The sequence below is a fragment of the Arthrobacter sp. CP30 genome (genome assembly GCF_053470025.1).
This window is the reverse complement of the sequence record NZ_JBQEMM010000004.1, coordinates 126,006-149,058: the sequence shown is the minus strand read 5'-3', so window position 1 is coordinate 149,058 and position 23,053 is coordinate 126,006. Positions and strand designations below refer to the sequence as shown.

The window sequence follows — 23,053 nt, the reverse complement described above, 5'->3', positions numbered from 1 at the left end:
GCCTAGACGGATGCCCTGCCGCGGCGCGCGAGCACCAGCCCACCCAGGCCACCCAGGCCACCGAGCACCAGGAGCGAGCCGAACAGGACGATATGCTGCTCGGCGAAGCCCGTCGAAGCCAGCGCCGTCGGGGCGGTGACTGCCCCTGCCGCCTGGTCGGCAGTCTTGCCGGGTGACAGCGACGCGGCCGGAGCGGTGACCTTCACGGTGCCGCTGGAGACCGAGACGGGGCCCGGTGCAGGTGTACCTGATCCCGTGGGGACTGGTCCGGGGGTCGTGGGGGCCCCGCCGGTACCCGGATCTGCGGGATCGGTCGGAGTCGTCGGCGTCGTCGGCGTCGTCGGCGTCGTCGGCGTCGTCGGCGTCGTCGGCGTCGTCGGGGTCGTCGGCGTCGTCGGAGTCGTCGGCGTCGTCGGCGTCGTCGGAGTCGTCGGCGTCGGCGTCGTCGGGGTGGTTGAGCCCGTCCCGCACTCGGTGTTGCTGTCCCCGATCAGGGTGAGTCCGTTGCATCCGATCACGACCGGCACGGTGATCACCGGTGTGATGACGTTCCCGTCGAGGATCCCGCCGTCCAGGATGCCCCCGCCGGAGTTTCCGCCGATGTTTCCGCCGGAGTTTCCGCCAGTGTTTCCGCCGGTGTTGCCACCCGTCGTGCCCCCGGTCGAGCCGGTGGTGCAATCAGAGGAGGTATCACCGATCAGGGTCACGCCATTGCAGCTGACATTCACCGGAACAGTGACCACAGGAGCGATCACATTCCCGTCGAGGATCCCGCCGTCCAGGATTCCCCCGCCGGAGTTTCCGCCGGAGTTTCCGCCGGAGTTTCCGCCGGTGTTTCCGCCGGTGTTTCCGCCGGTGTTGCCACCCGTCGTGCCCCCGGTCGAGCCAGTGGTGCAATCCGAGGAGCTGTCACCGATCAGGCTCACGCCATTGCAGCTGACATTCACCGGAACAGTGACCACTGGAGCGATCACATTCCCGTCGAGGATCCCGCCGTCGACGTACTCACCGGTCGGACCCCCCACGGACGAACCGGTGCTGCCACCCGTCGTGCCCCCGGCCGAGCCGGTGGTGCAATGCGAGGAGCTGTCACCGATCAGGGTCACGCCATTGCAGCTGACATTCACCGGAACAGTGACCACAGGTGCGATGACATTACCGTCGAGGATCCCGCCGTCGAGGATCCCGCCGTCGAGGATGCCCCCGCCGGTGTTCCCACCGGTGTTCCCACCGGTGCTGCCACCCGTCGTGCCCCCCGTCGTGCCCCCCGTCGAGCCGGTGGTGCAATCAGAGGAGCTGTCACCGATCAGGCTCACGCCATTGCAGCTGACATTCACCGGAACGGTGACCACAGGTGCGATGACATTCCCGTCGAGGATCCCGCCGTCGACGTACTCACCGGTCGGACCCCCCACGGTCCCACCCGTGCTGCCACCCGTCGTGCCCCCGGCCGATCCCGTGGTGCAATCCGAGGAGCTGTCACCGACCAGGGTCACGTCATTGCAACTCACATTCACCGGAACGGTGACCACAGGAGCGATGACATTCCCATCGAGAATGCCGCCGTCTAGCAGCCCACCGTGGACGGACTCATCGGTTGGACCCCCCACGGTCCCACCGGTGCCTCCGGTACCGGTCGAACCCGACGTCCCGGTCGACGATGAATCCCCGACCACCGACACCGAATTTCCCGACACGTTCACGGGCACCACGATCTCAGGAGAGATCACGTTCCCATCCAGCAGACCCCCGCCGAGGAGGTTGTTCCCGACTGGGGCCGGGGCAGGCACCGGGGCAGAACCGCTGGTCGAACCGGTCGAACCCGACGTCCCGATCGACGATGAATCCCCGACCACCGACAGCGAATTTCCCGACACGTTCACGGGTACCACGACCTCCGGAGAGACCACGTTCCCGTTCAGCAGGCCCCCATTGAGGAGGCCGCCGTCCAACAGACCGTCGGATGAGCCCGCGAGGCCTGGAGAGGCGCCGGATGAGGCGCCGAGGGCCACCGCGGTGATGTCGATGATCGCCCCGCTGGTCGTACCCGCCTGCAGTGGCGCAATGATGGCGGCGGCAAGGCCTGCCTCCGCCCCCGCTGTGAATATCCCGGTGGTTGGCGCCGTCAGTGATGTCGTCGACGATGATGACAGGTCCGCAGCTGTCGCTGCTCCTGCTCCGAGGACGACGACGCCCCCGGCTAGGAGGACTCCGTAGAGGCCTCGCTGCACGCATGTACGCATGATGTTCTCCTGGTGATGAAAGTGGTGTGGAGGTGCGTGTGGCACCGTGAGCCGTCAGCCGCGCGAGAGCACGGCGAGGCCACCACTAATCGGGAGAAGAGCCGGGATCGAAACTGGGGCCGGACGGAAGGTCAGCGTTCGCGGGGTGACCGCGCCGTCCGGTCAGCAGGAGGACGACGAGGAATGCGGGGGCGGCGAGTGCCGCGAGCGGTGCCGCCGAACCCGCACCCGTCATGGACGACGTCCCGCCCGAGAAGGACGACAGGACGGTCGGGAGGGCCCCGGACGTTTCGTCGGTCGAGGCGACCCAGGCGGTCAGGGTCGCGCCCGCAGCGCTGGTGAGTGGCTCGACCAGACGCTCGAGAACGGTCGATACCGGGGCCGAGGGAACGAGGTCAGCGGGAAGAGAGCCAATCGCTCCGATCGCCGCAGGGGTCGCGATCCGGCTCGCCGCCTGCGCGGGATCGGCCGAGGCGTCCCTGGTGACCGGAGTCTGCGCGGAGCCGGCAGTCGGCACGGCCGGCTCCGGAACTGCGACGGCTTCAACCGGTTCGGCGGGGACGGGCGCCTGCGGCACGACGGCGACAGGAGCGGTCACCACCGGGGACGGCAGATCAGTGACCGGCAGCACGGCGACCGGCGGTACGGCCACTGGCACGGGCAGCGCCTCGACCACGGGGGCCACGATATCGGTCACGGGAGCAACGACCCCGAGTACGGGCTCGACGACGCCACCGACGGCGCCGTCCACGATGCCGGTCACCGGCGTGGTGATCCCGGTGACCGTTCCCGTCGGAACGATCTGTCCGACGACGGGCACCTGCGCAAGGGTCCGGTCCACCGTCGTCGTCACGGGTGACAGCACCGAGCCGACAGGCTCCGAGAGAAGCTGGGGCACGCGGGCGGCGACGTCATCGACGAGCGGAAGGACGGGTATCTGCTGCAGACCTGTCGCGGCCACCAGCGGGGCAGCGGTCTCTGTGACAGCAGCGAGGGCGGGAGCCGCCGTCGTTTCGACGACGTCCGTCACGGACCCGAGCAGGCCGCGCTCGGCGGGGAGGTCGGCGGCGGAGGCGCCCGACGCACCTAGGGCCATCCATCCGAGGGCACTGGCGCCGACGAGGAGTGAGAGGCGCACAGAGGTGGCAAGAGACCGACGCTTCCGCATCTTCATCGCACATGCACCCCCAGGCTGAGACCGTGGTGCAACCATAGACCCGCGGAGTGCGGCCTGTAAATGACGGGTTTCACGAAGAAGCCGGTGGTCCGCACAAGCGGACCACCGGCTGTCGATCCCTCGGTGGGGTGTTACGGGGCGAGGATCGCGAGGACCTCGGTCAGCTTCGCGGAAGGGCGCATGATCTGACTGACCTTCGTGACGTCCGGGTGGAAGTACCCGCCGATGTCCGCCGGGCGGCCCTGGACCTCGAGCAACTCGGCCACGATGGTGTCCTCGTTGCCGGTCAGCGCCTCGGCGACGCGCGCGAAGCTCTCGGCCAGCGCCGCGTCCTGCTCCTGCTTCGCCAGCTCCTCGGCCCAGTAGCGGGCGAGGAAGTAGTGGCTGCCGCGGTTGTCGATCTCGCCCACGCGGCGGCTCGGCGACTTGTTCTCGAGCAGGAACGTCCCCGTGGCTCGGTCCAGTGTGTCGGCGAGGACCTGCGCGCGCTCGTTCCCCGTCGTCGTCGCCAGGTGTTCGAAGCTGACCGCGAGGGCGAGGAACTCGCCCAGGCTGTCCCAGCGCAGGTGGTTCTCCCTGACGAGCTGCTGCACGTGCTTGGGAGCGGACCCGCCGGCGCCCGTCTCGAAGAGCCCGCCACCGTTCATGAGGGGCACCACGGAGAGCATCTTGGCGCTCGTGCCCAGCTCGAGGATGGGGAAGAGGTCCGTCAGGTAGTCGCGGAGGACGTTCCCCGTCACCGAGATGGTGTCTTCGCCCTTGCGGATGCGCTCGAGCGTGAACGCGGTGGCGTCGACCGGCGTCATGATCTCGAGCGTCACGTCGTCGGTGTCGTTGGCTGCCAGGTACTCCTCGACCTTCGCGATGAGGTTGGCGTCGTGGGCGCGGCCCTTGTCGAGCCAGAAGACGGCCGGCGTCGCCGAGGCGCGGGCGCGCGTGACGGCGAGCTTCACCCAGTCCTGGATCGCGGCATCCTTGGTCTGGCAGGCGCGCCAGATGTCACCCGGAGCGACGTCGTGCTCGATCAGCACGGCGCCGTCGGCGTCGACGACCTGGACCTTCCCGGCGGCAGGGATCTCGAACGTCTTGTTGTGGCTGCCGTACTCCTCGGCCGCCTGGGCCATCAGGCCCACGTTGGGAACCGTGCCCATGGTGGTCGGGTCGAAGGCGCCGTTCGCGCGGCAGTCGTCGATGACGACCTGGTAGATCCCGGCGTAGCTGCTGTCGGGGATGACGGCGAGCGTGTCCGCCTCCTCGCCGTCCGGCCCCCACATGTGGCCGGAGCTGCGGATCATGGCCGGCATGGAAGCGTCCACGATCACGTCGCTGGGGACGTGCAGGTTGGTGATGCCCTTGTCGGAATCGACCATCGCGATCGCCGGGCCGTCCTCCATGCCCTTGGCGATGAGCTGCTGGACACCCTCGCGTACGTCCTCGGGGAGCTTGTCGAGGCCACCGATGATCGAGGCGAGGCCGTTGTTCGGGCTGAGGCCCGCCGTCGCGAGCTGCTCGCCGTAGGTCTCGAACAGCTCGGGCAGGAAGGCGCGAACCACGTGGCCGAAGATGATGGGGTCCGAGACCTTCATCATGGTGGCCTTGAGGTGGGCCGAGAACAGTACGCCCTCGTCCTTCGCCCGGGCCACCTGGGCCTTGAGGAAGGCGTTGAGGGCATCGGCGCGCAGGACCGTGCCGTCGAGCACCTCTCCCGCCAGCACCGGGAAGGCGCCCTTGAGCTCGGTGACGGTGCCGTCGGTGGCGACGTGCTGGATACTGACGGTCGTCTCGGCGGGGATGACGACGGACTGCTCGTTGGAACGGAAGTCGTCGCTCGTCATGTGCGCCACGTTCGTCTTCGACTCCGGCGTCCAGGCCCCCATGCTGTGCGGGTTCTGGCGCGCGTAGTTCTTCACCGACGCCGGGGCGCGGCGGTCCGAGTTGCCCTCGCGCAGGACGGGGTTGACGGCGCTGCCCTTGACCTTGTCGTACCGCGCGCGGACGTCCTTCTCCTCGTCGGTGGCGGGGTGGTCGGGGTAGTCCGGGAGGGCATAGCCCTGCGACTGCAGCTCGGCGATCGCAGCCTTCAGCTGGGGTACCGAGGCGCTGATGTTCGGCAGTTTGATGATGTTGGCGTCCGGCGTCTTCGCCAGGGCGCCGAGCTCGGCCAGCGCGTCAGCCACCTGCTGGTCCTCGGGGAGGCGGTCGTTGAAGAGCGCGATGATGCGGCCGGAGAGCGAGATGTCCCTGGTTTCCACCTCGACGCCCGCCGTGGACGCGAACGCCTCGATGATCGGCAGGAACGAGTAGGTGGCCAGCATCGGCGCTTCGTCGGTGTGGGTGTAGATGATCTTGGCCATGGGTGGCTTCTCCCTGGTGCTCTTGCGTTGTGCGGTCGGTTGGGGGTTGCCCATCTGCTCTAACCTACCGAGGTCCTTCGGGCATCACCTAACGGTATGCGCCCCGGAACGGCGGCGTTGACGGGCGCGGGTCGCCGCGCGGTGGTGTCCGCCCGGCGACCCGTTGAGGCGTCAGTGGAAGAAGTGACGGGCTCCGGTCAGGTACAGCGAGACCCCGGCCGCGTTCGCCGCGTCGATGACCTCCTGGTCGCGCACCGAGCCGCCCGGCTGGACCACGGCGCGGACGCCGGCGTCGAGCAGGATCTGCAATCCGTCGGCGAAGGGGAAGAAAGCGTCGGACGCGGCGACTGACCCGCGGGCCCGCGCGGTCCCGGCGAGGGAATTGGCCCGCTCGACGGCGAGGCGGCAGGAGTCCACACGATTGACCTGCCCCATGCCCACTCCGACGGACGCGCCGTCGGACGCGAGCAGGATGGCGTTCGACTTCGCGGCGCGGCAGGCCTTCCAGGCGAAGGCGAGGTCCGCGAGGGTCGCCGGGTCGGCAGCCTCACCGGCGACGAGCGTCCAGCGTGCGGGGTCGTCGCCGTCGGCGTCGAGCGTGTCCGCGACCTGCATGAGCACTCCCCCGGACACCTGACGGAACTCGACCGGATTGCGGCCGTAGCCGTCGGGCAGCGTCAGGAGGCGGATGTTCTTCTTCTGCGAGAGGATCTCCACGGCTTCCCCGGAGAAGGAAGGAGCGATGACGACCTCGGTGAAGATGTCCTTCACGGTGGCGGCCATGCGCGCGGTCACCTCGCGGTTCGCGGCGATCACACCACCGAACGCCGACACGGGGTCGCAGGCGTGCGCCTTGGCATGGGCGTCCGCGATCGGATCCTCCGCGTCTGCGCTCCCGACGGCCACACCGCACGGGTTGGCGTGCTTGATGATCGCGACGGCGGGCTCGTCGAAGTCGAAGGCGGCGCGCAGCGCGGCGTCGGCATCGACGAAGTTGTTGTAGCTCATGGCCTTGCCGTGGAGCTGGTCGGCCTGGGCGATGCCGGGCGTGGCTCCCTTCTCGACGTACAGCGCGGCCTGCTGGTGCGGGTTCTCGCCGTAGCGCAGTACCTCGGACCGCTCGAGGGCGAGACCGGCGTACCCCGGGAAGGTGAAGGCTTCTTCGTCCGTGTCGAACTGCTCGGCCGTCCAGGACGCGACGGCGGTGTCGTAGGCCGCGGTGTGGGCGAAGGCGAGCGCGGCCAGCCGGCGTCGTGCCGTGAGATCGAAGCCGCCCTCACCGGCGGCCGTGACGACGTCCGCATACCGCGCGGGGTCCACGACGATCGCGACCGAGGGGTGGTTCTTCGCCGCGGAGCGGACCATGGCGGGTCCGCCGATGTCGATCTGCTCGACGACGGCGTCCGGCTCAGCGCCGGACCGCACGGTCTCGACGAAGGGGTAGAGGTTGACGACGACGAGGTCGAACGCCTCGATGTCGAGCTCGGCGAGCTGGTCGATGTGCTCCTGGCGGCGACGATCGGCGAGGATCCCGGCGTGCACCTTCGGGTGGAGGGTCTTGACCCGGCCGTCGAGCGTCTCCTGGAAACCGGTGACCTCGGACACCTCGGTCACGGGCACGCCCGCTGCGGCGATGCGCTGCGCCGTCGAGCCGGTCGAGACAATGGCGACGCCGGCGCGGTGCAGGCCCTGCGCCAGCTCCTCCAGACCGGTCTTGTCGAACACCGAGATCAGTGCTCGGCGGATGGGGACACGGTCGAGGTGGGTCAGGCTCACGCAGATCTCCGTCACATTGCTTCGCTGGGGGTCGCCCACAAGTGTATAGGTGCCGCTCCCGGCGTCGAATGGAAGGGGCCGCGGCAGCGTTCCTGGCCTGCCGGCGGTGAGCGTCAAGGTGACAGGCCTCGCGCCGGGCTTCTCTCACCGGGTCTCGCGTCGAGAGGGCAGAAAAGACCGATGAATACGTCGTCCCCCGGTCTTTTCTGTCCTCTCGTCCTGGCGAACGTCGTAAGGGAGCCACACGGAAATCGCCGGCGTCGGTGCCGCGGGTCACGCTCGCAGCGCCAGCGCCTGCCGGATCCGCTCCAGCCCGTCGTCGCGGCCGGCGCCTAGATGTCTCTTCGTGAAGCGCAGCACGATCCATCCGAGTGCCCGCAGGCGGTCGTCACGCTCGATGTCCCGCGCCCACTGCCGAGGGTCGGTGAGGTGGTGTTCCCCTTCGTACTCGAGGGCGATGCACCGCGCGCGGTACTGCAGATCCGGTCGCGACACACGCCGCCCAGCGCTGTCCAGGATCCACTGGTTCACCTCTGGTTCGGGTAGTCCTGCGTCGGTGATGAGCAACCGGAGCAGGCTCTCCGGCGCGGAGTCGACTCCCGATCGGAGGAGCGGCAGCGCCTTTCGCGCGGTAGCCAGTCCCCGCGCGCCCGATCGCCGGGCAAGGACTGCCGCCAGCGCCTCGACGCTGCTGAGAGGGTCCGGTGCGTTGATGGCTGCGGGCCGCCGCGGAGCATCCCATCGGCGAAGCAGCGCGTCACCCAGTGCGACGAGTTCCGGAACTGGAAGTGTCGCGGCCAGGTCGCACCAGGTGCGTTCGGGCGAGGTGAGCGGCACCCCGTACGCCGTGGCGACGTCGCCCGGGCCCAGCCTCGCGACGTGACCCACGACGCCGGACCTGCGCGGCCGCGAGCACCCCGTCGATCGGGTGAGATGCAGGAGTCCATCCACCGATCGGCGTGGAAGCGGCAGCCCCCACAGGACCGCAGCCGTCTGGTGGCTCGCGACCGTGCCCGGCGTCAGCGCTGCGAGGCAGGCGACGACGTCGGACAGATCGGCGGGTGCAGCATCGAGAACACGGAGGCTCCGTGTCGTGCGCCGGTAGTGGGAGCGGCGGAGCACACTGGCGGGGATCCCGAGGTCGCGGGCAGCCTCCACCGAGAAGCACCGCGTCGAGGTCAGGTTCAGCAGGGCCGTTGCTTAAGGATCCGTCGGCATCGCCCCATAGTGCGCCCGCGCACCGGAGCATCGACGTTCTCCACAGGGTCGGCCCAGTGATCGCCCGTCGAGAGGGCATAAATTACCGTCACAAGGGGCCATCGGCGGTCACGTCTGTCCTCTCGGCCCAGCCGCGGGCCCGGACAGCACCGGCCCGGGGCAAGGAACGACGTCGGCCATCGTCGAGAGGGCAGACATGACCGGCACAAGGGGTCATTGGCGGTCACGTCTGTCTTCTCGGCCCAGCCGCGGGCCCGGACAGCACCGGCCCCAGGCAAGGAACGAGGTCGGCCATCCGGCGGCCCGCTCCCACCGGCGGCGGTACAGTTTCTGCAGTATCCGGCCCCTCCACGAAGGCATCATGAGCATCAATACGCAGCTCCCCACCGGCGACCAGGTGGTGCAGGATCTTCCCTGGCGCTGGAAGGTCCAGGGGAAGATCTTCCTCATCGGCGGCCTCGGCTTCATGTTCGACGCGTGGGACGTGACCCTCAACGCCTATCTGATCCCCCTGCTGATCGGCGACTGGGGCCTGACGTCCGGCCAGTCGGCGTGGATCGCCACCTCGAACCTGATCGGGATGGCCGTCGGCGCTTTCGCGTGGGGGTCGGTGGCCGACCTCATCGGCCGGAAGCGGGCCTTCACCCTGACGCTGCTCGTCTTCTCGGTCTTCACCGTCCTCGGTGCCTTCTCCCCGGACATCGTGTGGTTCTGCATCTTCCGGTTCCTCGCCGGGTTCGGCCTGGGCGGCTGCATCCCGGTGGACTACGCGCTGGTCGGGGAGTTCACGCCGCGGCGCCAGCGCGGGCGCGTCCTGACGGCGATGGACGCCTGGTGGCCCATCGGCGCCTTCCTCTGCGGCGTGGTGACGACGGCGGTCGTGGCGCAGACGGGTGAGTGGCGCTACGCGATGCTCGTCATGGTGCTCCCCGCCCTCCTCGTGTTCTGGGTACGGCGCGGGGTGCCCGAATCCCCTCTCTACCTCGTCCAGCGGGGACGGCGCGAAGAGGCGCGGGCCGTCATCGACGAGCTCGTGGCCCGGACGGGAGGCGGGCAGCGCGAGTGGCGCCTGCCCGAGCCCGAGGAGACACCGAAGCTCTCGATCGGCAGCATCTCCGGGCAGCTGACGGGCCTGTGGCGGTACAACTGGCGCATCACCCTGACCGCCTGGAGCCTCTTCCTCACGATCCTGCTGGTCTACTACGGCGCACTGACCTGGATGCCGCGCATCCTCATCGCCTCCGGCTACGCGCAGTCCGTCGCCTTCATCACCACCACGTTCATGACCGGAGTCGGCTTCCTCGGCGTGATCGCGGCCGCGCTGCTGGTGGAGCGCGTGGGCCGCAAGTGGCTGCTCGCGATCACGGGCCCCGGGTCCGCGGCGCTCCTCGTGGTGTTCGCGCTCACGCTCGACCTGCCCGCGGTCGCGACAGCATGGCTGCTGGCCTTCGGCTTCGTGGTGCAGGTGGCCATCCCCGTGCTCTACACGTACGTGTCGGAGCTGTATCCGACCGACCTGCGGGGCAGCGGGTTCGGCTGGGCCTCGACCATCTCGCGCATCGGGGCCGGTCTGGTCCCGCTGATCTTCGGCAGCCTCCTCTGGCCCTACCTCGGCCTGCCGCTCACCTTCGCGCTGACGGGCGGCCTGGTGCTGCTGGCGGTCCTCTTCATGGCGTTCAACGCCCCCGAGACCCGCGCCGCCACACTTCCCTGACGGGCGGCCTGGTGCTGCTGGCCGTCCTCTCCATGGCGTCCAACGCCCCCGAGACCCGCGACGCCACACTTCCCTGACGGGCGGCCGATCCTTGCAGGCAGGAGGCTGCCACCCGCGCGGGTGGCAGCCTCCCGTCGTCGTGATCAGGCCTCGGGAAGTTCCGCGTCCGGCGTCTCCTCGAGCGACGCGACCTTCCACGCGCCGTCGTCGAACCGGACGGTCGCCGTGTAGATGGTGCCCTCCGGCGTGAAGGGGCGCTGCTCGGCGACGGAGCCGTCCTCGACGAACTCGGTGTAGGCGTCGGGGTTCACCGGGATCAGGGCGGTGACCTCCGCTCCTTCGACGACCTCCTCCTCGGGCGCGGTGAGGAGGACGTTCTCGACCTTGGGCTGGCCACCGAGGACCCAGCCGCCGTCGTCGTACACGCCCTGCAGCCGCTCCGCCTCCGCCTGCTCGGAGGCGGCGCCGTCGAGCTGCTCGAGCATCGCCGCGGCGTCCCCGGTCTGCAGGACGTAGGCCTTCAGGTCGAAGTAGTAGTAGAGGAACGCACGGGCGCCGTCGGCGGTGGGCTCCCCCACGAGGTCGTTCGTCGCTGGCCGCTCGATGTTGACGGCGGCCGCGGAGGAGCTGGCCGGCGAGGGGCGGGTGTCCGCGGAGGCGGCGGGTGCCTGCTCGGCGGTTCCGGCGCACCCGGTGAGGGCGAGCAGGGTGATGGCTGCGGCCACGGTGCGGCGCGTGCTGTTCATGATGGTCCTGTCGGAAAGGGGAAAGTAGCCTTAGGCACCTTATCGCGCACAGCGCTGGAGATAAGTTTCACGTAATTTGCGCCCAAGGATTGACTCCCCCTGTGACGTGGGACACGCTGGTTCCACCCCACGAAGGAGACCCTGTGAGACCCCGCCACGCCACCGTCGTCGTGCTGACCGCCCTCGTCGCCGGTTCGATCACGACACTGCCCGCCGCCGCCGCCCCGAAGGAGCCCGGGAATCCCCCGGTCACCGCCCAGCACTCCCTCCGCACCGCCGTCACCGACGAGAACTTCTACTTCGTCATGGCCGACCGCTTCCAGAACGGCAGCACAGCCAACGACGACGGCGGGCTGGGAGCCGATCCGTCGGTGTCCGGCTTCGACCCCACCCGCAAGGGCTACTACAACGGCGGAGACCTCCAGGGCCTGCTCCAGGAGCTCGACTACATCCAGGGCATGGGCACCACGTCCATCTGGCTCACCCCGAGCTTCAAGAACCGTGCTGTCCAGCCCGAGGACAACTCCGCGGGCTACCACGGCTACTGGATCACCGACTTCACGCAGATCGACCCGCACCTCGGCTCCAACGAGGACCTCAAGGCCCTCATCGACGCCGCCCACCAGCGCGGGATGAAGGTCTACTTCGACATCATCACCAACCACACCGCGGACGTGATCGCGTACGACGCCGGCGAACGGGCGCCCTACGTCTCGAAGGACGAGGTGCCCTACCGCGACGCCGAGGGCAACGCGTTCGACGACCGCGACTATGCCGGTACCGACACGTTCCCGGAGCTCGACCCGGCAACCTCCTTCCCCTACGTCCCGGTGGTCCCCGAGGCCGACAAGGACCTCAAGGTACCCGCATGGCTCAACGACACGACGCTCTACCACAACCGTGGCGACACGACCTTCGCCGGTGAGGACTCCTTCTACGGCGACTTCTTCGGCCTCGACGACCTCGCCACCGAGAACCCGCGCGTGGTCGACGGCATGATCGACATCTACAAGACCTGGATCGCGGACTTCGGCGTCGACGGGTTCCGGATCGACACCATGAAGCACGTCAACGACGAGTTCTGGCAGGCCTTCGGCCCCGAGGTGCTCACCTACGCCCAGGAGCAGGGCAAGGACGAGTTCTTCATGTTCGGCGAGGTCTTCGACACCACCAAGTCCTTCACCTCGCAGTTCACCACGCGCAACAGGATGCAGTCCGTCCTCGATTTCCCCTTCCAGGCGGCAGCCCGCGGCTACGCATCGCAGGGTGCCCCGGCATCAGACCTCGAGACCTTCTTCGCGGGTGACGACTGGTACACCGACGCCGACTCCAACGCGTACAGCCTGCCCACCTTCCTCGGCAACCACGACATGGGGCGGATCGGCGGCTTCATCGCGGCCGACAACCCGGGCGCCGCCGAGGACGAGCTGCTGGCACGGGACACACTCGCCCACGAACTGATGTACTTCTCCCGCGGCAACCCGGTGATCTACTACGGCGACGAGCAGGGCTTCACCGGACCGGGTGGCGACCAGGACGCCCGCCAGACGCTGTTCGCGAGCCAGGTCGGCGAGTACCTCGACGACGACCTCCTCGGCACCGACGCCACCCACGCGACCGACAACTTCGACACCACCCATCCGCTCTACCGGGGCATCGCGGCGCTGGCCGATGTGACGGCGGAGCATCCGGCCCTGCGCGACGGCGCCCACCAGCACCGGTACGCCTCGGACGGCCCGGGTATCTACGCGTTCTCCCGCACCGATGCGACGGACCAGCGCGAGTACGTGGTGGCACTGAACAACAGCACCGAGCCGAAGACGGCCGCGATCCCCACCTACGCGGGCAAGCGCTCCTTCGGCCTCGTCTACGGCGACGCGGCGAAGCGCGTGCGGTCCGCCGCTGACGGCACCCTCAGCGTCACCGTCCCCGCGCTGTCTTCCGTGGTCTACGAGCTCTCGGGGAAGATCCCGAACTCCAAGGCCGCGCCGGCCATCAGACTGCAGCAGCCGGCACCCGCCGCCGAGGACAACGGCCGCATGAGGGTGGCCGCCGACGTCGCCGGTTCCTCGTTCTACGAGGTCACCTTCGAGGCGCGGACACCAGGATCGGGCTGGACGAACATCGGCACGGACGACAACGCGCCCTACAGCGTCTACCACGACACGAGCGCCCTGCCCGCAGGATCGGCCGTGGAGTACCGCGCCGTGGTCCTCGACAACGCACGCCACACCCGGACCTCGACGACGGCGCCGGCCACCGTGCCGCAGCCGCGGCTGACGATGGGCCTGCCCGCCGAGGGCACACAGGTACAGGGTGACGTCGAGGTGACCGCCACCGCGAGCCCGGAGAACTCCGACTACGCCGTGACGCTCGAACGCAGCATCGCGGGCGGGGACTGGGCAGCGATCGGCACCGATGACTCGTCACCGACCTACACCGCGGTCGACGATCTCGCCGCACTGGACCTCGCGGAGGGCACCCAGGTGCAGTACCGGGCGGTGCTCGGCACGTCGGTGAGTGACGTCAGGACCGTGACCGTCGGCTCCCTGGTGGACCAGCCGGGCACCGTGGCGGTCGCCGGCAGCCTCGACTCCGAGCTCGGCTGCGGGGACGACTGGGATCCCGCCTGCGACGAGGCGCAGATGACGTTCGACGACGCCACGCAGACCTGGGTCCTCGAGGTCGCAGACCTGCCGGCCGGGTCCTACGAGTACAAGGCGGCACTCGATCGGAGCTGGACCGAGAACTACGGCGCCGGCGGAGCCTTCGACGGCGCCAACATCGCCCTCACGCACCCGGGCGGTCCGGTCACCTTCGTCTACGACCACCGGAGCAAGGTGATCGGCACGCGCTGACCGTCCCGCACGGCGGCAGGAGCACGGCCGGGGCCCTCGGGTCCCGGCCGTCCCCGTGTGCACCGACGCCCTCCCTCGGGGGCCTTCCCGAACGGGGTGCCCGACGACGAGCGGCTCGGGCTCGCGGCCCGCAGGTGGAACACGGCCGCGTCGAACCCGGCGTGCCGGCGGACACGGCGAACCGTCGGCTCCGAGCGGCACCTGAAGCGGTGGCCCGAGGAGCTCCTGCCGGAGCGTCCCGGTGTACCCGCCGACCTGGCGCGCAGGCAGCAGGAGGCCGATCGGGCGGTGGCCCCGGGGTGTCCTAGAGCCAGTCGTTCCGCTTGAAGGTCCACCACAGTCCTACGCCCATCGCCGCCATCAGCAGGAGGGCAAAGGGGTAGCCGAGCAGCCAGTGCAGCTCGGGCATGACGTCGAAGTTCATGCCGTAGATCGAGGCGATCAGGGTCGGCGCGAAGAGGATGGCCGCCCAGGAGGAGATGCGCTTGACCTCCTCGCCCTGGGTGAGGGAGGTCTCCGTGAGCCGGGTCATCTCCTCGTTCTGGCGCTGCGCCACGAGTGTGGAGTGGACGGTCAGCGCATTCTGCAGCAGCGTCCGGAAGGTGTTGATGCGCTCGACGACGCGGATCACGTGGTCCTGCACGTCGCGCAGGTTGCGGCTGAGCTCGGCGTCCATCTGGTACTTGTCCGAGCCCCGGAGCAGCAGGTCCATCATGCTCTGCAGCGGTTGCGCGGCACGCTGGAAGAGGATCACCTCGCGGTGCAGCTCGTAGATGCGCCGTGACACGTCCGGCGCTCCCCCGAACAGCTCGTTCTCGATCTCGTCGATGTCGTTCTCCAGACCCAGCACCACCGGCTCGTACTCGTCCACCACCTGGTCCAGCAGGGCGTAGAGCACGGCCTGGGGGCCGGTTCCGAGGAGTTCGGGGTCCGCTTCGAGGCGGCGGCGCACGATCCCGAGGTCCGGCGATTCGGCGTGGCGGATCGTCACCACGAAGTCGCGGCCGATGAAGACGTGCAGTTCGCCGAACTCCACCTTCTCCTCCGCGTCGAGGTAACGGGCCGGCCGGAGGACGACGAACAGGGTGTCCTCGTAGCGTTCGAGCTTGGCGCGCTGGTGGCCGTTGGTGGCGTCCTCGACGGCCAGCGGGTGCAGGCCGAACTCGGCGGCCACAGCGCTGATCTCCGCGGCCTCGGGACGGTAGAGGCCGATCCAGCCCATACCGCCGCTGTCCCGCATGAGCTCGAACGTCTGGTCGAGGGTCTCGGGGTTGATGCGCTTCCGGCCGTCGACGTAGACGGCGTTGGCAACGAGTGGCACCTCAGGCACCCACCGTGTCGTCGGAGGCCGGTCCTCCGGTGTCGGCGTCGGCGGCGAGCGAGCGCAGCGTCTCGATCAGCAGCGCGCGCTCCGCCACCTTGATGCGCTCGTGCAGGGTCTCCTCGGTGTCACCGGGCAGGACGGGGACGGCGGTCTGGGCCAGGATGGGTCCCGTGTCCACGCCGGCGTCCGCGATCATGACCGTGCAGCCCGTGACCTTGACCCCGTAGGCGAGCGCGTCGCGCACGCCGTGGGCACCGGGGAAGCTCGGCAGGAGTGCGGGGTGCGTGTTCAGGTAGCGGTTCGGGAAGCGGTCGAGGAAATACTGGTCGACGATCCGCATGAAGCCCGAGGACACCACGTAGTCCGGCTCGTGGGCCGCGACGGCCTCGGTCAGCGCCCGGTTCCAGCCGGACCGTTCGGCGTGGCTCCGGAAGTCCACCTCGAAGGTGGGGATGCCGGCGTCGGCTGCCCGTCGCACCCCGCCCGTGCCGGGACGATCGGCACCCACGGCGGCGATGGTGATGTCCAGGGATCCGGCCCGGACGGCGTCGATGACGGCTTGCAGGTTCGATCCGGTGCCGGAGACGAGGACGACGATGCGCATGGCTCAACCTTAGGGTCTGGCCTCGCCTAGGGTTGAACCATGGCAACGGAGCGACGATGACGCAGCACGGCAAGGGACAGCGGGGCGCGGGCCCGTCGGGAACCGGGGGGACGGGGCACGACGGCGGCGCGGCCGGTGCCATGGCGTCCGCCCAGCTCTGGCTCCGGCTCTTCCTGCTGGCCCTCCTCCTCGGCGTGCTGACCAGCAGCCTCGTACTGCCGTGGAAGGTCCTCACGCTCGTGCTCTCGCTCTTCGCGCTGGCGGCCGGCGTCGTCGCGCTCGTCAAGGCGATCAGGCTCAAGCTGCCGAGGCTCGTGGTCCTCGCCACCTCGATGGGGCTCGCAGCCGCGCTCTTCCTCGCCGCCGGCACAGCCGCCTCGGTACTGCTCTGGTCCGTGACCAGGACCTACGAGGACTGCATGGCGCGCGCCCTCACCCTGCAGGCCCAGGAGGAATGCCAGGACGGGCTGCAGCGGCTCGACGGCCTGGGCTGAGCACGGGCGGGCTCAGCGGCGGCGCGGTTCCCGCTCGAGCAGGGGCCCGACGGCGTGGCCCAGAAGCGCTCCCACCGCCACCTCGGCGGCCAGCCACAGACCGACGACGAGCGGGTCCGGGCCGAGGTCCGTGAACCGCCCGAGCCCGAGCGAGGCCCGCGACAGCAGCGCCACGACCGCACCACCAAGACCCGCGGTGATGCCGATCAGCACCGCGAGCGCCAGGGTGGACGCCGTCGCGGTGAGCCAGCGGCGGGGACTGTGGAGGACGAGCCATTCGTCGAAGTGGTTCTCGCCTTCCCGGAAGAACCACCATCCCGCGAGGAGTCCTGCGAGGACGGGGATCGCGAGGGCCGCGTAGCCGTACTCGAGCGTTCCGGCCGGCAGTGCCCCCAGGATCGGCAGGGCGGGCAGCGGCCCGACAGCGCTGCCGAGCGGCGTGAGGGAGCTGCCCGTGCCGAGGGCGAATCCTGCCCCCGTGGACCAGGACATGGTCCAGACAGCGAGGTTGGGCAGGAGCCCGAGCTGGAACAGGGTCACCACGGAGGCGCCGGCGATCCCGCCGTCGAGCCGTTCGTAGACGGCCGCGATGCCCGCCCAGCTGAGGCCGATCGCCACCGCGAGGAGTGCCGCGGAGAGGGACAGGGCCACCAGCACGGCCAGGAACCCGGAGCGGAGGACCGACCAGGCGTAGGAACCGGCCCAGCGGGAGTGCTGGCTCGTCCGCCCGACCCAGGCGGCGAAGTCCACCCCCACGAGGCGGCTCCAGGCCCCCGCCTCGCGGTAGGCGCCCGTGATCAGCCCGATCCCTGCGGCGACCGGGGGGATCAGCGCGCCGGCAGCCAGTGGCGCGGCGGCATCAGGGGTGGTGGACAGGTACGCCACCCCGGCCCCGATGGCCGCGTAGGTGAGGAGCGCACCGAGCAGTGCCTGCCAGAGCTGGTCCGTGTAGGAGGCGCGGGCTAGCCGGCGCCCGGCCCGCCAGGCCAGCAGCAGGGGGATGAGGACGAGCCCGAGCGGCACCACGTGCAGCAGTCCCGCCATCGCCCGGTCCCCCGCGACGCCGGCCGGGAACTGCAGGACCAGGGGCACCCCGTGCATCACGAGCCAGCCCTGGCCGGCGAGCCGCGCGGCGGATTCGGGGCTGCGGTCGGCGAAGCCCCCGGTCAGCCACACCGCGGCGACCGGGAGCACGACGAGCAGGGCCGAGATCACGGCGGCCTGCCCGAGCTCGAACACTCCCTGCAGCCACAGGGGCATGGGAAGGGCACGGGGTTTGGTGGGGAGTTTCATCACCTCCAATGGTGCCACCGGCGGGTGTCGCGGCCGGCGAGCGACGCGGAGCGGTCCGGGGTTGCACGGGCCGGCAGGCGGGCCCGTACCTCAGCCGAGGATGTCCACGAGCCCCTTGATGACGGCGAGGCCCGCGCCGATGAAGGCGATGACGACGACGAAGAGCCGGGCCTGATCGTCGCGGACGAACCGGGCGAGCTTCTCCCCCGTGAAGATGCCCGCCACGATCACCACCCCGATAGCGATCCACATCCAGGGCGCCAGCACGGGCGCCTGGGACGGATCGAGCAGCAGCTTGGCGACGAGCGTGACGGTGCCGATGCACACGAAGAACGGCTGAAGCGTCGCTGCGAACTGCCGCTGCGGCCACCGCGACAGCAGGGCGTAGGCACTGACCGCCGGGCCGCCGACGCCCGCCATCGAGTTGGTGAGCCCCGCGGTGAAACCGGCGACGACCTTAGGGGGGTTGCCGCGCACCACCACGTCGGAACGCTGCAGCACCAGCGAGATGGTCAGTGCCACGAGCACCACCGCGCCCACGGTGACGGACAGGGGCGCCGAGGGGACGGCGACGGCGAGGAAGGACCCGGGGACGGATCCGAAGAGCGAGGGGACGACGAGCCAGCGGAACATGCTCCAGTCGATGTCCCTCCACACGCGGCCCACGATGATCGCGGAGGACACCACTCCGCAGATGTTCACCAGCAGGACGCCCGCGTGCGGTCCCAGGATGATGACGAGGAACGGGGCGATCAGGAGGGCGAACCCGAGCCCGGCGATGCGCTGCGCCACGGCCCCCACGAGGATGGAGGCGAGCACGATGAAGAAGATGCCAAGAGTCACCCCAGTTACAGTACGCCGGGGCAACCAAGGGCCGCGCTGCCGGGGGTAGCCTGAGGGCATGACGGCTCTCACCACGGCGCTCGCGACGGCGGACTGGCGCCACCGCGTCTTCGGCCTCTACGACGACGTCCGGGAACGCGCCGCGACGGAGTCCCCCGAGGCGGCGCACACGCTGTGGCGGATGGGCCGCGACGTCCTGTTCCGGGACCACCCCGCGTCGGCGCTCTCGGCGTCCGCGAAGGAGTCCTTTCCGGGACTCGAGATCGCGCCCTACGACCCGGCGTTCCGGTTCGAGGCGCCCGTGGACGACGACGGCGCGGGCGAGGTCATGGACGTGGCGACCGGTACCGACGGCGTCGTCCCCTTCCGCCGTCTCGGGACGCTGACCCTGCCAGGCCTCGGCCGGCTGGCCCTGTGGAAGCTCGCCTCCTACGGCGGCGGTCTCTTCCTCCCCCTGCGCGACGGTACGGCGGGCAGGCCCGGCGGCACCTACGGCGGCGGGCGCTACGTCCTCGACACGGTCAAGGGTGCGCACCTCGGCGAGGGACGCACTCCGGGCAGCCTCGTGGTGGATCTCAACTTCGCCTACAACCCCTCGTGCGCCTACGACGAGGCCTGGGCCTGTCCACTGCCCGGGCCGGACAACCGGCTGACGGACGACGTGCCGGTGGGCGAGCTCTACCGCGCCTCCTGACGGTTCCCCCGCCCCGGCGTCGGCGTCCGGATCGACACCGTCGCGCGCCACCCGGGGGCACGGATCGCACCGGGGACATACGTCGAAGGAGTGGGGCGAGCAGACGGACCCGGCGCAGAAGGCTGGACTGCGCCTCCCGGGAGGGGTAGGGTGCCCATCCGCATCCAGGCCCTGCCGTCAGGCCCTATCATGGGAGCGAACCCACTCCAGGAGGATCCGATTACCGACATCGCTGCCCAACACGACATCTACTTCGGTGCACCCGAACCGGAGAATGAAGCCGAGATCCTCGAATCGGCGTCTCGCGCGGCGGTGGCCCGCTTCGAGGGCCGCTCGGACATCACCACCATCAAGCGGCGCTTCACCCTCATCAACCAGGACCGGACACCGCACCAGGCCATGGTCGAGGACCTCCTCTTCATCCGCGCCGCACTCGACGACGCCGGCATCGGGTTCCTCCTCGTCCGGGGCAACGACCAGCGGCCCGTCATCGCCGTCGACCTCGCCGACCGGGAGCGACTGCGCGCGGCCCTGGTCGAGGCGTGCCGCGACGAGCCCTTCTACTCGCGCACCGTGGACACCAAGCGCCGCACCACGCTCCTGGTGAGTGACGGCGAGCTCTCCAAGAGCGGCAAGGCCCGAATCTTCCGCCTCTTCCGCCCCCGGATCGAACCGCTCGGCGGGCTCGCCTACGGCCCCTCCGCCGGCGTGCAGATCGAACTGTGGGCGCTCGGCGAGACCGCAATCGAACTGCCCGTGGAGAACTCCCTGACCCGCCGGACCCTGCCTGCGGCCGAGGTGGTGCGCGGCGAGGTGGAGCGCCACGGCCACACCTGGCCGACCATCGACAACATGTTCGCCGATCACGCCACGGACATCGACTTCGACGTCGACCTCGTCTTCTCCTGGGTGGACGGCAGCAGCCCCGAGTACCGGGCCGCCCGGGCAGCGCGCATGCAGGGGGTCGTTGTGGGTGAGGGCGACGACCACGAGGCCCGCTTCCGCCAGATCGACGAGCTGAAGTACGCGCTCCGGTCGGTCTACATGTTCGCGCCGTGGGTCCGGCGGATCTTCATCGCGACGGACTCGGACCGGCCCGCGTGGCTCGCCGACCATCCCTCGGTGACGCTCGTCCGCTCGGAAGAGCACTTCAAGGACCCCTCGGTCCTCCCCACCCACAACTCGCAGGCCGTCGAGGCCCAGTTGCAGCACATCCCGGGCCTCTCGGAGTACTTCCTCTACTCCAACGACGACATGTTCTTCGGCCGGCCCGTGGCACCGGACATGTTCTTCTCCCCCGGCGGTGTCACCAAGTTCATCGAGGCGGACACGAGGATCGGCCTCGGCGAGAACGACGCCGAACGCAGCGGCTTCGAGAACGCCGCCCGGGTCAACCGGCGCCTGCTGCACGAGCGCTTCGGCCGGATCACGACGCGCCACCTCGAACACACCGCCGCGCCGCTGCGCAAGAGCGTCCTCCTGGAGATGGAGACGGAATTCGCCGCGGAGTTCGAGGCGACGGCGGCGTCCCGGTTCCGCGCCAAGGACAATATCTCCGTCACCAACTCGCTCTACCACTACTACGCGCTGCTCACGGGCCGTGCCGTCACGCAGGAGCTGGCCCGCGTCCTCTACGTGGACACCACGCAGCGCTCCGGGCTGAAGAGCCTGAACAAGATGCTCGACAAGCGCAACCACGACTTCTTCTGCCTGAACGACGGCAGTTTCCCCGAGGTCGAGGCGGAGGAACGTGCCCATCTGGTCACGGACTTCCTCGAGAAGTACTTCCCGGTCAAGGCTCCCTGGGAGATCTAGTCCTCCGGGCAGGGCGCCTCTGCCGCGTGGAACACTGGCGCCATGCAGACCTTCCTGCCGTATCCGGACTTCGGGGCGAGCGCACGGGTCCTCGACCAGGCGAGGCTCGGCAAGCAGCGGGTCGAGACCCTGCAGGCCCTCCGCGCCCTCGTGATCCCCGACTACGGGTGGCGTCGGCATCCCGCCATCCGGATGTGGATGGGGCACGTGCCTGCCCTCACGCTGTACGGGCTCGCGATGGTGTCCGAATGGGTCTCCCGCGGCCACGCGGACTCCACGCACCGCCTGATCCTGGAGTTCGCGCCGCACGTGCTCGAGGACCCCGATGTGCCGATGCCTCCCTGGCTGGGTGAAGCCGCACTCCACGTGAGCCACCGCTCCAACCTGATCCAGAAGGCCCCGGAGATCTACCGCAGCCGGTTCCCCGGCACTCCGGAGGACCTCCCGTACCTGTGGCCGGAACCTGACGTGGAACGCATCCCCACCGAACCCGAGGGCCGGCGGCTGTGGGTCTGGCGGGCGGCGTCCCACCCGCCGGAGGGTGATGCGACCCTGCTCATGCCCGCCGATCCCCCGGGCGGACGGGCTGCGCCGAAATGGGAGCGCCAGCTCCACACCTTCGAGGAGGCGGTGGAGGACGGCGACGCCGTGGCGATCGCCGACCCGGACGGCGAGCACTTCCGGACGGGGCACGTGGGCCCCGTGCTCATGCACGAGGACGGGCTGATCCGTGCCGCCCGGCTCAGCGGCTGGCTGCGCCGCTCGGACATCGAACCGCCCGCGCTGCTGCAGGACCCCAGGACCCTGTTCAGTGTGGGTCTTCCTGCCTCGCTGGGCTGAGCCGACGGCCGGCCTGCTGGTCGAGTCATCGGCTGGGCGCTCGCCGGGACGGCCACCCGGGCAGACGGCCGCGCACGCCGCCGGTCAGGCGGAGGTGAGGTGCCGGGTGCGGCCGCCCTCGGCGATGACCACGCCGTGCGCCTCGAGCCGCCGTCGTGTCTCCTCGCGGGGGACCACCTCACCGACGGAGGCGTGGCGGCCCGCGGGCACCACCGAGTGGACGATCGTCTCCTCGTACACGTGCACGAGGTTGTAGGACTGGGCGCCGTCCCGCCCGCGCGATCCGCCGCCGTCGAACAGCAGGTCCTGGGTGTAGCAGGTGGCACTGGCCACCGAGACCGGCACGCCGGCGAACATCGCCGTGGTCGAGTAGTGCAGGTGCCCGGCGAGGATGGTGCGGACATCCGAGCCGCGGACCACCTCCGCGAGCGAACGCTGGTCCCGGAGCTCCACGAGCACCGCGAGATCCTGCACGCTCGGGACAGGCGGATGGTGGAGGGCCAGGATGGTGCCGTGCGGAGCAGGTACCACGAGCTCGCGCGCGAGCCAGCGGAGCTGCTCGTGGCTGAACTCGCCGTGGTGGTGGCCGGGGACGGTGGAGTCCATCGTGATGATGCGGAGCCCGTCGATGAAGTGCACCGCGTCCACGGGTGCCCCCGCCCCGGCCGAGGGTTCCTCGTCGAGCAGCCTCCGGCGGAAGGCCGCGCGGTCGTCGTGGTTCCCCATCGCCCAGATGACCGTGGCGCCGAGGCGGGCGGCTGCTGGATCGACGATGGCGCGGAGCTTCGCGTAGGCGCCCGGCTCGCCCTTGTCCGCGAGGTCCCCCGTGAACACGATGGCCTGCGGCCGTGCCCCTGACTGCTCGAGGTCCTCGAAGACCTCGCGGAGCCGGAGTTCGCTGTCCACCGCGCCGTAGAGGGGCGCATCACCCCCGAGCAGGTGCGTGTCGCTCATGTGGAGGATGAAGTGCTGATGCCGGGGGTGTTCTGCAGTCCGGGGGACCATGAAACCTACTCCGATAGCCGATGGGTCTCGCTCGCTGCTTGTCATCAAAGCAGAG

17 protein-coding genes are annotated in these 23,053 nt (G+C 69.8%); 6 read left to right on the top strand and 11 right to left on the bottom strand.

Translation table 11 applies throughout. The features are described 5' to 3' along the window. Positions 1–2: 2 nt before the first annotated feature. The 5 genes from ACTIMO_RS07530 to ACTIMO_RS07510 all read right to left on the bottom strand — a co-directional run bounded on the left by ACTIMO_RS07530 (position 3) and on the right by ACTIMO_RS07510 (position 8,708). The gene (locus ACTIMO_RS07530; RefSeq protein ID WP_448182011.1) at positions 3–2,243 is read right to left on the bottom strand and encodes a hypothetical protein; all 2,241 of its coding nucleotides are present in this window, start codon (positions 2,241–2,243) and stop codon (positions 3–5) included. An 85-nt stretch (positions 2,244–2,328) separates the two neighbouring features. Then, on the bottom strand, positions 2,329–3,381 hold the full coding sequence (locus ACTIMO_RS07525) for a hypothetical protein (RefSeq protein ID WP_448182010.1): 1,053 nt from the start codon (positions 3,379–3,381) through the stop codon (positions 2,329–2,331). A 170-nt stretch (positions 3,382–3,551) separates the two neighbouring features. Next, complete coding sequence (locus tag ACTIMO_RS07520; protein ID WP_448182009.1) at positions 3,552–5,774, bottom strand: NADP-dependent isocitrate dehydrogenase; 2,223 nt, start codon at positions 5,772–5,774, stop codon at positions 3,552–3,554. Positions 5,775–5,945: 171 nt separating this feature from the next. After that, positions 5,946–7,550 carry a bifunctional phosphoribosylaminoimidazolecarboxamide formyltransferase/IMP cyclohydrolase gene (gene purH, locus ACTIMO_RS07515; RefSeq protein ID WP_448182008.1) on the bottom strand — a complete coding sequence of 535 codons (1,605 nt, stop codon included), beginning with the start codon at positions 7,548–7,550 and terminating at the stop codon, positions 5,946–5,948. Between the two features lie 273 nt (positions 7,551–7,823). After that, positions 7,824–8,708 (bottom strand): endonuclease domain-containing protein, encoded by an 885-nt coding sequence (locus ACTIMO_RS07510; RefSeq protein ID WP_448182007.1) that lies wholly within the window; start codon positions 8,706–8,708, stop codon positions 7,824–7,826. Positions 8,709–9,129: 421 nt separating this feature from the next. Between ACTIMO_RS07510 and ACTIMO_RS07505 the strand changes: the two genes are divergently transcribed. Further along, the gene (locus ACTIMO_RS07505; RefSeq protein ID WP_422391461.1) at positions 9,130–10,482 is read left to right on the top strand and encodes an MFS transporter; all 1,353 of its coding nucleotides are present in this window, start codon (positions 9,130–9,132) and stop codon (positions 10,480–10,482) included. A 143-nt stretch (positions 10,483–10,625) separates the two neighbouring features. Here the strand turns inward: ACTIMO_RS07505 and ACTIMO_RS07500 are convergent, their stop codons facing one another. Continuing rightward, the gene (locus ACTIMO_RS07500) at positions 10,626–11,228 is read right to left on the bottom strand and encodes a DUF6318 family protein (protein ID WP_448182006.1); all 603 of its coding nucleotides are present in this window, start codon (positions 11,226–11,228) and stop codon (positions 10,626–10,628) included. Between the two features lie 143 nt (positions 11,229–11,371). Here ACTIMO_RS07500 and ACTIMO_RS07495 point away from each other — a divergent pair, with 143 nt between their 5' ends. Continuing rightward, positions 11,372–14,086 (top strand): alpha-amylase family glycosyl hydrolase, encoded by a 2,715-nt coding sequence (locus ACTIMO_RS07495; RefSeq protein WP_448182005.1) that lies wholly within the window; start codon positions 11,372–11,374, stop codon positions 14,084–14,086. Positions 14,087–14,390: 304 nt separating this feature from the next. Here the strand turns inward: ACTIMO_RS07495 and corA are convergent, their stop codons facing one another. Together corA and purN are read right to left on the bottom strand one after the other, a co-directional pair. Continuing rightward, positions 14,391–15,407 carry a magnesium/cobalt transporter CorA gene (corA, locus tag ACTIMO_RS07490; RefSeq protein WP_055769998.1) on the bottom strand — a complete coding sequence of 339 codons (1,017 nt, stop codon included), beginning with the start codon at positions 15,405–15,407 and terminating at the stop codon, positions 14,391–14,393. A gap of 1 nt (position 15,408) precedes the next feature. Next, positions 15,409–16,014 (bottom strand): phosphoribosylglycinamide formyltransferase, encoded by a 606-nt coding sequence (purN, locus tag ACTIMO_RS07485; protein ID WP_448182004.1) that lies wholly within the window; start codon positions 16,012–16,014, stop codon positions 15,409–15,411. Between the two features lie 56 nt (positions 16,015–16,070). On the opposite strand from purN, the gene ACTIMO_RS07480 reads away from it, so the two are divergent. Beyond that, positions 16,071–16,508: a hypothetical protein gene (locus tag ACTIMO_RS07480; RefSeq protein WP_448182003.1), complete on the top strand. Its 438-nt coding sequence runs from the start codon at positions 16,071–16,073 to the stop codon at positions 16,506–16,508. Positions 16,509–16,520: 12 nt separating this feature from the next. On the opposite strand, the gene ACTIMO_RS07475 is transcribed toward ACTIMO_RS07480, so the two are convergent. Then, complete coding sequence (locus ACTIMO_RS07475; protein ID WP_448182002.1) at positions 16,521–17,801, bottom strand: cell division protein PerM; 1,281 nt, start codon at positions 17,799–17,801, stop codon at positions 16,521–16,523. Positions 17,802–17,891: 90 nt separating this feature from the next. Further along, positions 17,892–18,644, bottom strand: coding sequence for a sulfite exporter TauE/SafE family protein (locus tag ACTIMO_RS07470; protein WP_422391456.1), 753 nt, complete (start codon positions 18,642–18,644; stop codon positions 17,892–17,894). A gap of 58 nt (positions 18,645–18,702) precedes the next feature. Between ACTIMO_RS07470 and ACTIMO_RS07465 the strand changes: the two genes are divergently transcribed. The 3 genes from ACTIMO_RS07465 (at position 18,703) to ACTIMO_RS07455 (ending at position 21,993) form a co-directional block, all read left to right on the top strand. Continuing rightward, positions 18,703–19,338 carry a DUF1684 domain-containing protein gene (locus tag ACTIMO_RS07465; protein ID WP_448182001.1) on the top strand — a complete coding sequence of 212 codons (636 nt, stop codon included), beginning with the start codon at positions 18,703–18,705 and terminating at the stop codon, positions 19,336–19,338. 189 nt (positions 19,339–19,527) lie between these two features. Next, positions 19,528–21,153: a stealth family protein gene (locus ACTIMO_RS07460; protein ID WP_055770749.1), complete on the top strand. Its 1,626-nt coding sequence runs from the start codon at positions 19,528–19,530 to the stop codon at positions 21,151–21,153. Between the two features lie 42 nt (positions 21,154–21,195). After that, positions 21,196–21,993: an MSMEG_6728 family protein gene (locus ACTIMO_RS07455; protein WP_448182000.1), complete on the top strand. Its 798-nt coding sequence runs from the start codon at positions 21,196–21,198 to the stop codon at positions 21,991–21,993. An 84-nt stretch (positions 21,994–22,077) separates the two neighbouring features. Here ACTIMO_RS07455 and ACTIMO_RS07450 read toward each other — a convergent pair whose 3' ends face one another. Beyond that, positions 22,078–22,947: a phosphodiesterase gene (locus tag ACTIMO_RS07450; RefSeq protein WP_448181999.1), complete on the bottom strand. Its 870-nt coding sequence runs from the start codon at positions 22,945–22,947 to the stop codon at positions 22,078–22,080. Positions 22,948–23,053: the final 106 nt, after the last annotated feature.

Coding starts and splice junctions, on each gene's coding strand:
- ACTIMO_RS07520 (WP_448182009.1), bottom strand. CDS start 5,774: ATGGCCAAGATCATCTACACCCACACCGACGAAGCGCCGATGCTGGCC.
- ACTIMO_RS07450 (WP_448181999.1), bottom strand. CDS start 22,947: ATGAGCGACACGCACCTGCTCGGGGGTGATGCGCCCCTCTACGGCGCG.
- ACTIMO_RS07480 (WP_448182003.1), top strand. CDS start 16,071: ATGACGCAGCACGGCAAGGGACAGCGGGGCGCGGGCCCGTCGGGAACC.
- purN (WP_448182004.1), bottom strand. CDS start 16,014: ATGCGCATCGTCGTCCTCGTCTCCGGCACCGGATCGAACCTGCAAGCC.
- ACTIMO_RS07460 (WP_055770749.1), top strand. CDS start 19,528: ATGGGAGCGAACCCACTCCAGGAGGATCCGATTACCGACATCGCTGCC.
- ACTIMO_RS07465 (WP_448182001.1), top strand. CDS start 18,703: ATGACGGCTCTCACCACGGCGCTCGCGACGGCGGACTGGCGCCACCGC.
- ACTIMO_RS07475 (WP_448182002.1), bottom strand. CDS start 17,801: ATGAAACTCCCCACCAAACCCCGTGCCCTTCCCATGCCCCTGTGGCTG.
- ACTIMO_RS07505 (WP_422391461.1), top strand. CDS start 9,130: ATGAGCATCAATACGCAGCTCCCCACCGGCGACCAGGTGGTGCAGGAT.
- ACTIMO_RS07530 (WP_448182011.1), bottom strand. CDS start 2,243: ATGCGTACATGCGTGCAGCGAGGCCTCTACGGAGTCCTCCTAGCCGGG.
- ACTIMO_RS07455 (WP_448182000.1), top strand. CDS start 21,196: ATGCAGACCTTCCTGCCGTATCCGGACTTCGGGGCGAGCGCACGGGTC.
- ACTIMO_RS07500 (WP_448182006.1), bottom strand. CDS start 11,228: ATGAACAGCACGCGCCGCACCGTGGCCGCAGCCATCACCCTGCTCGCC.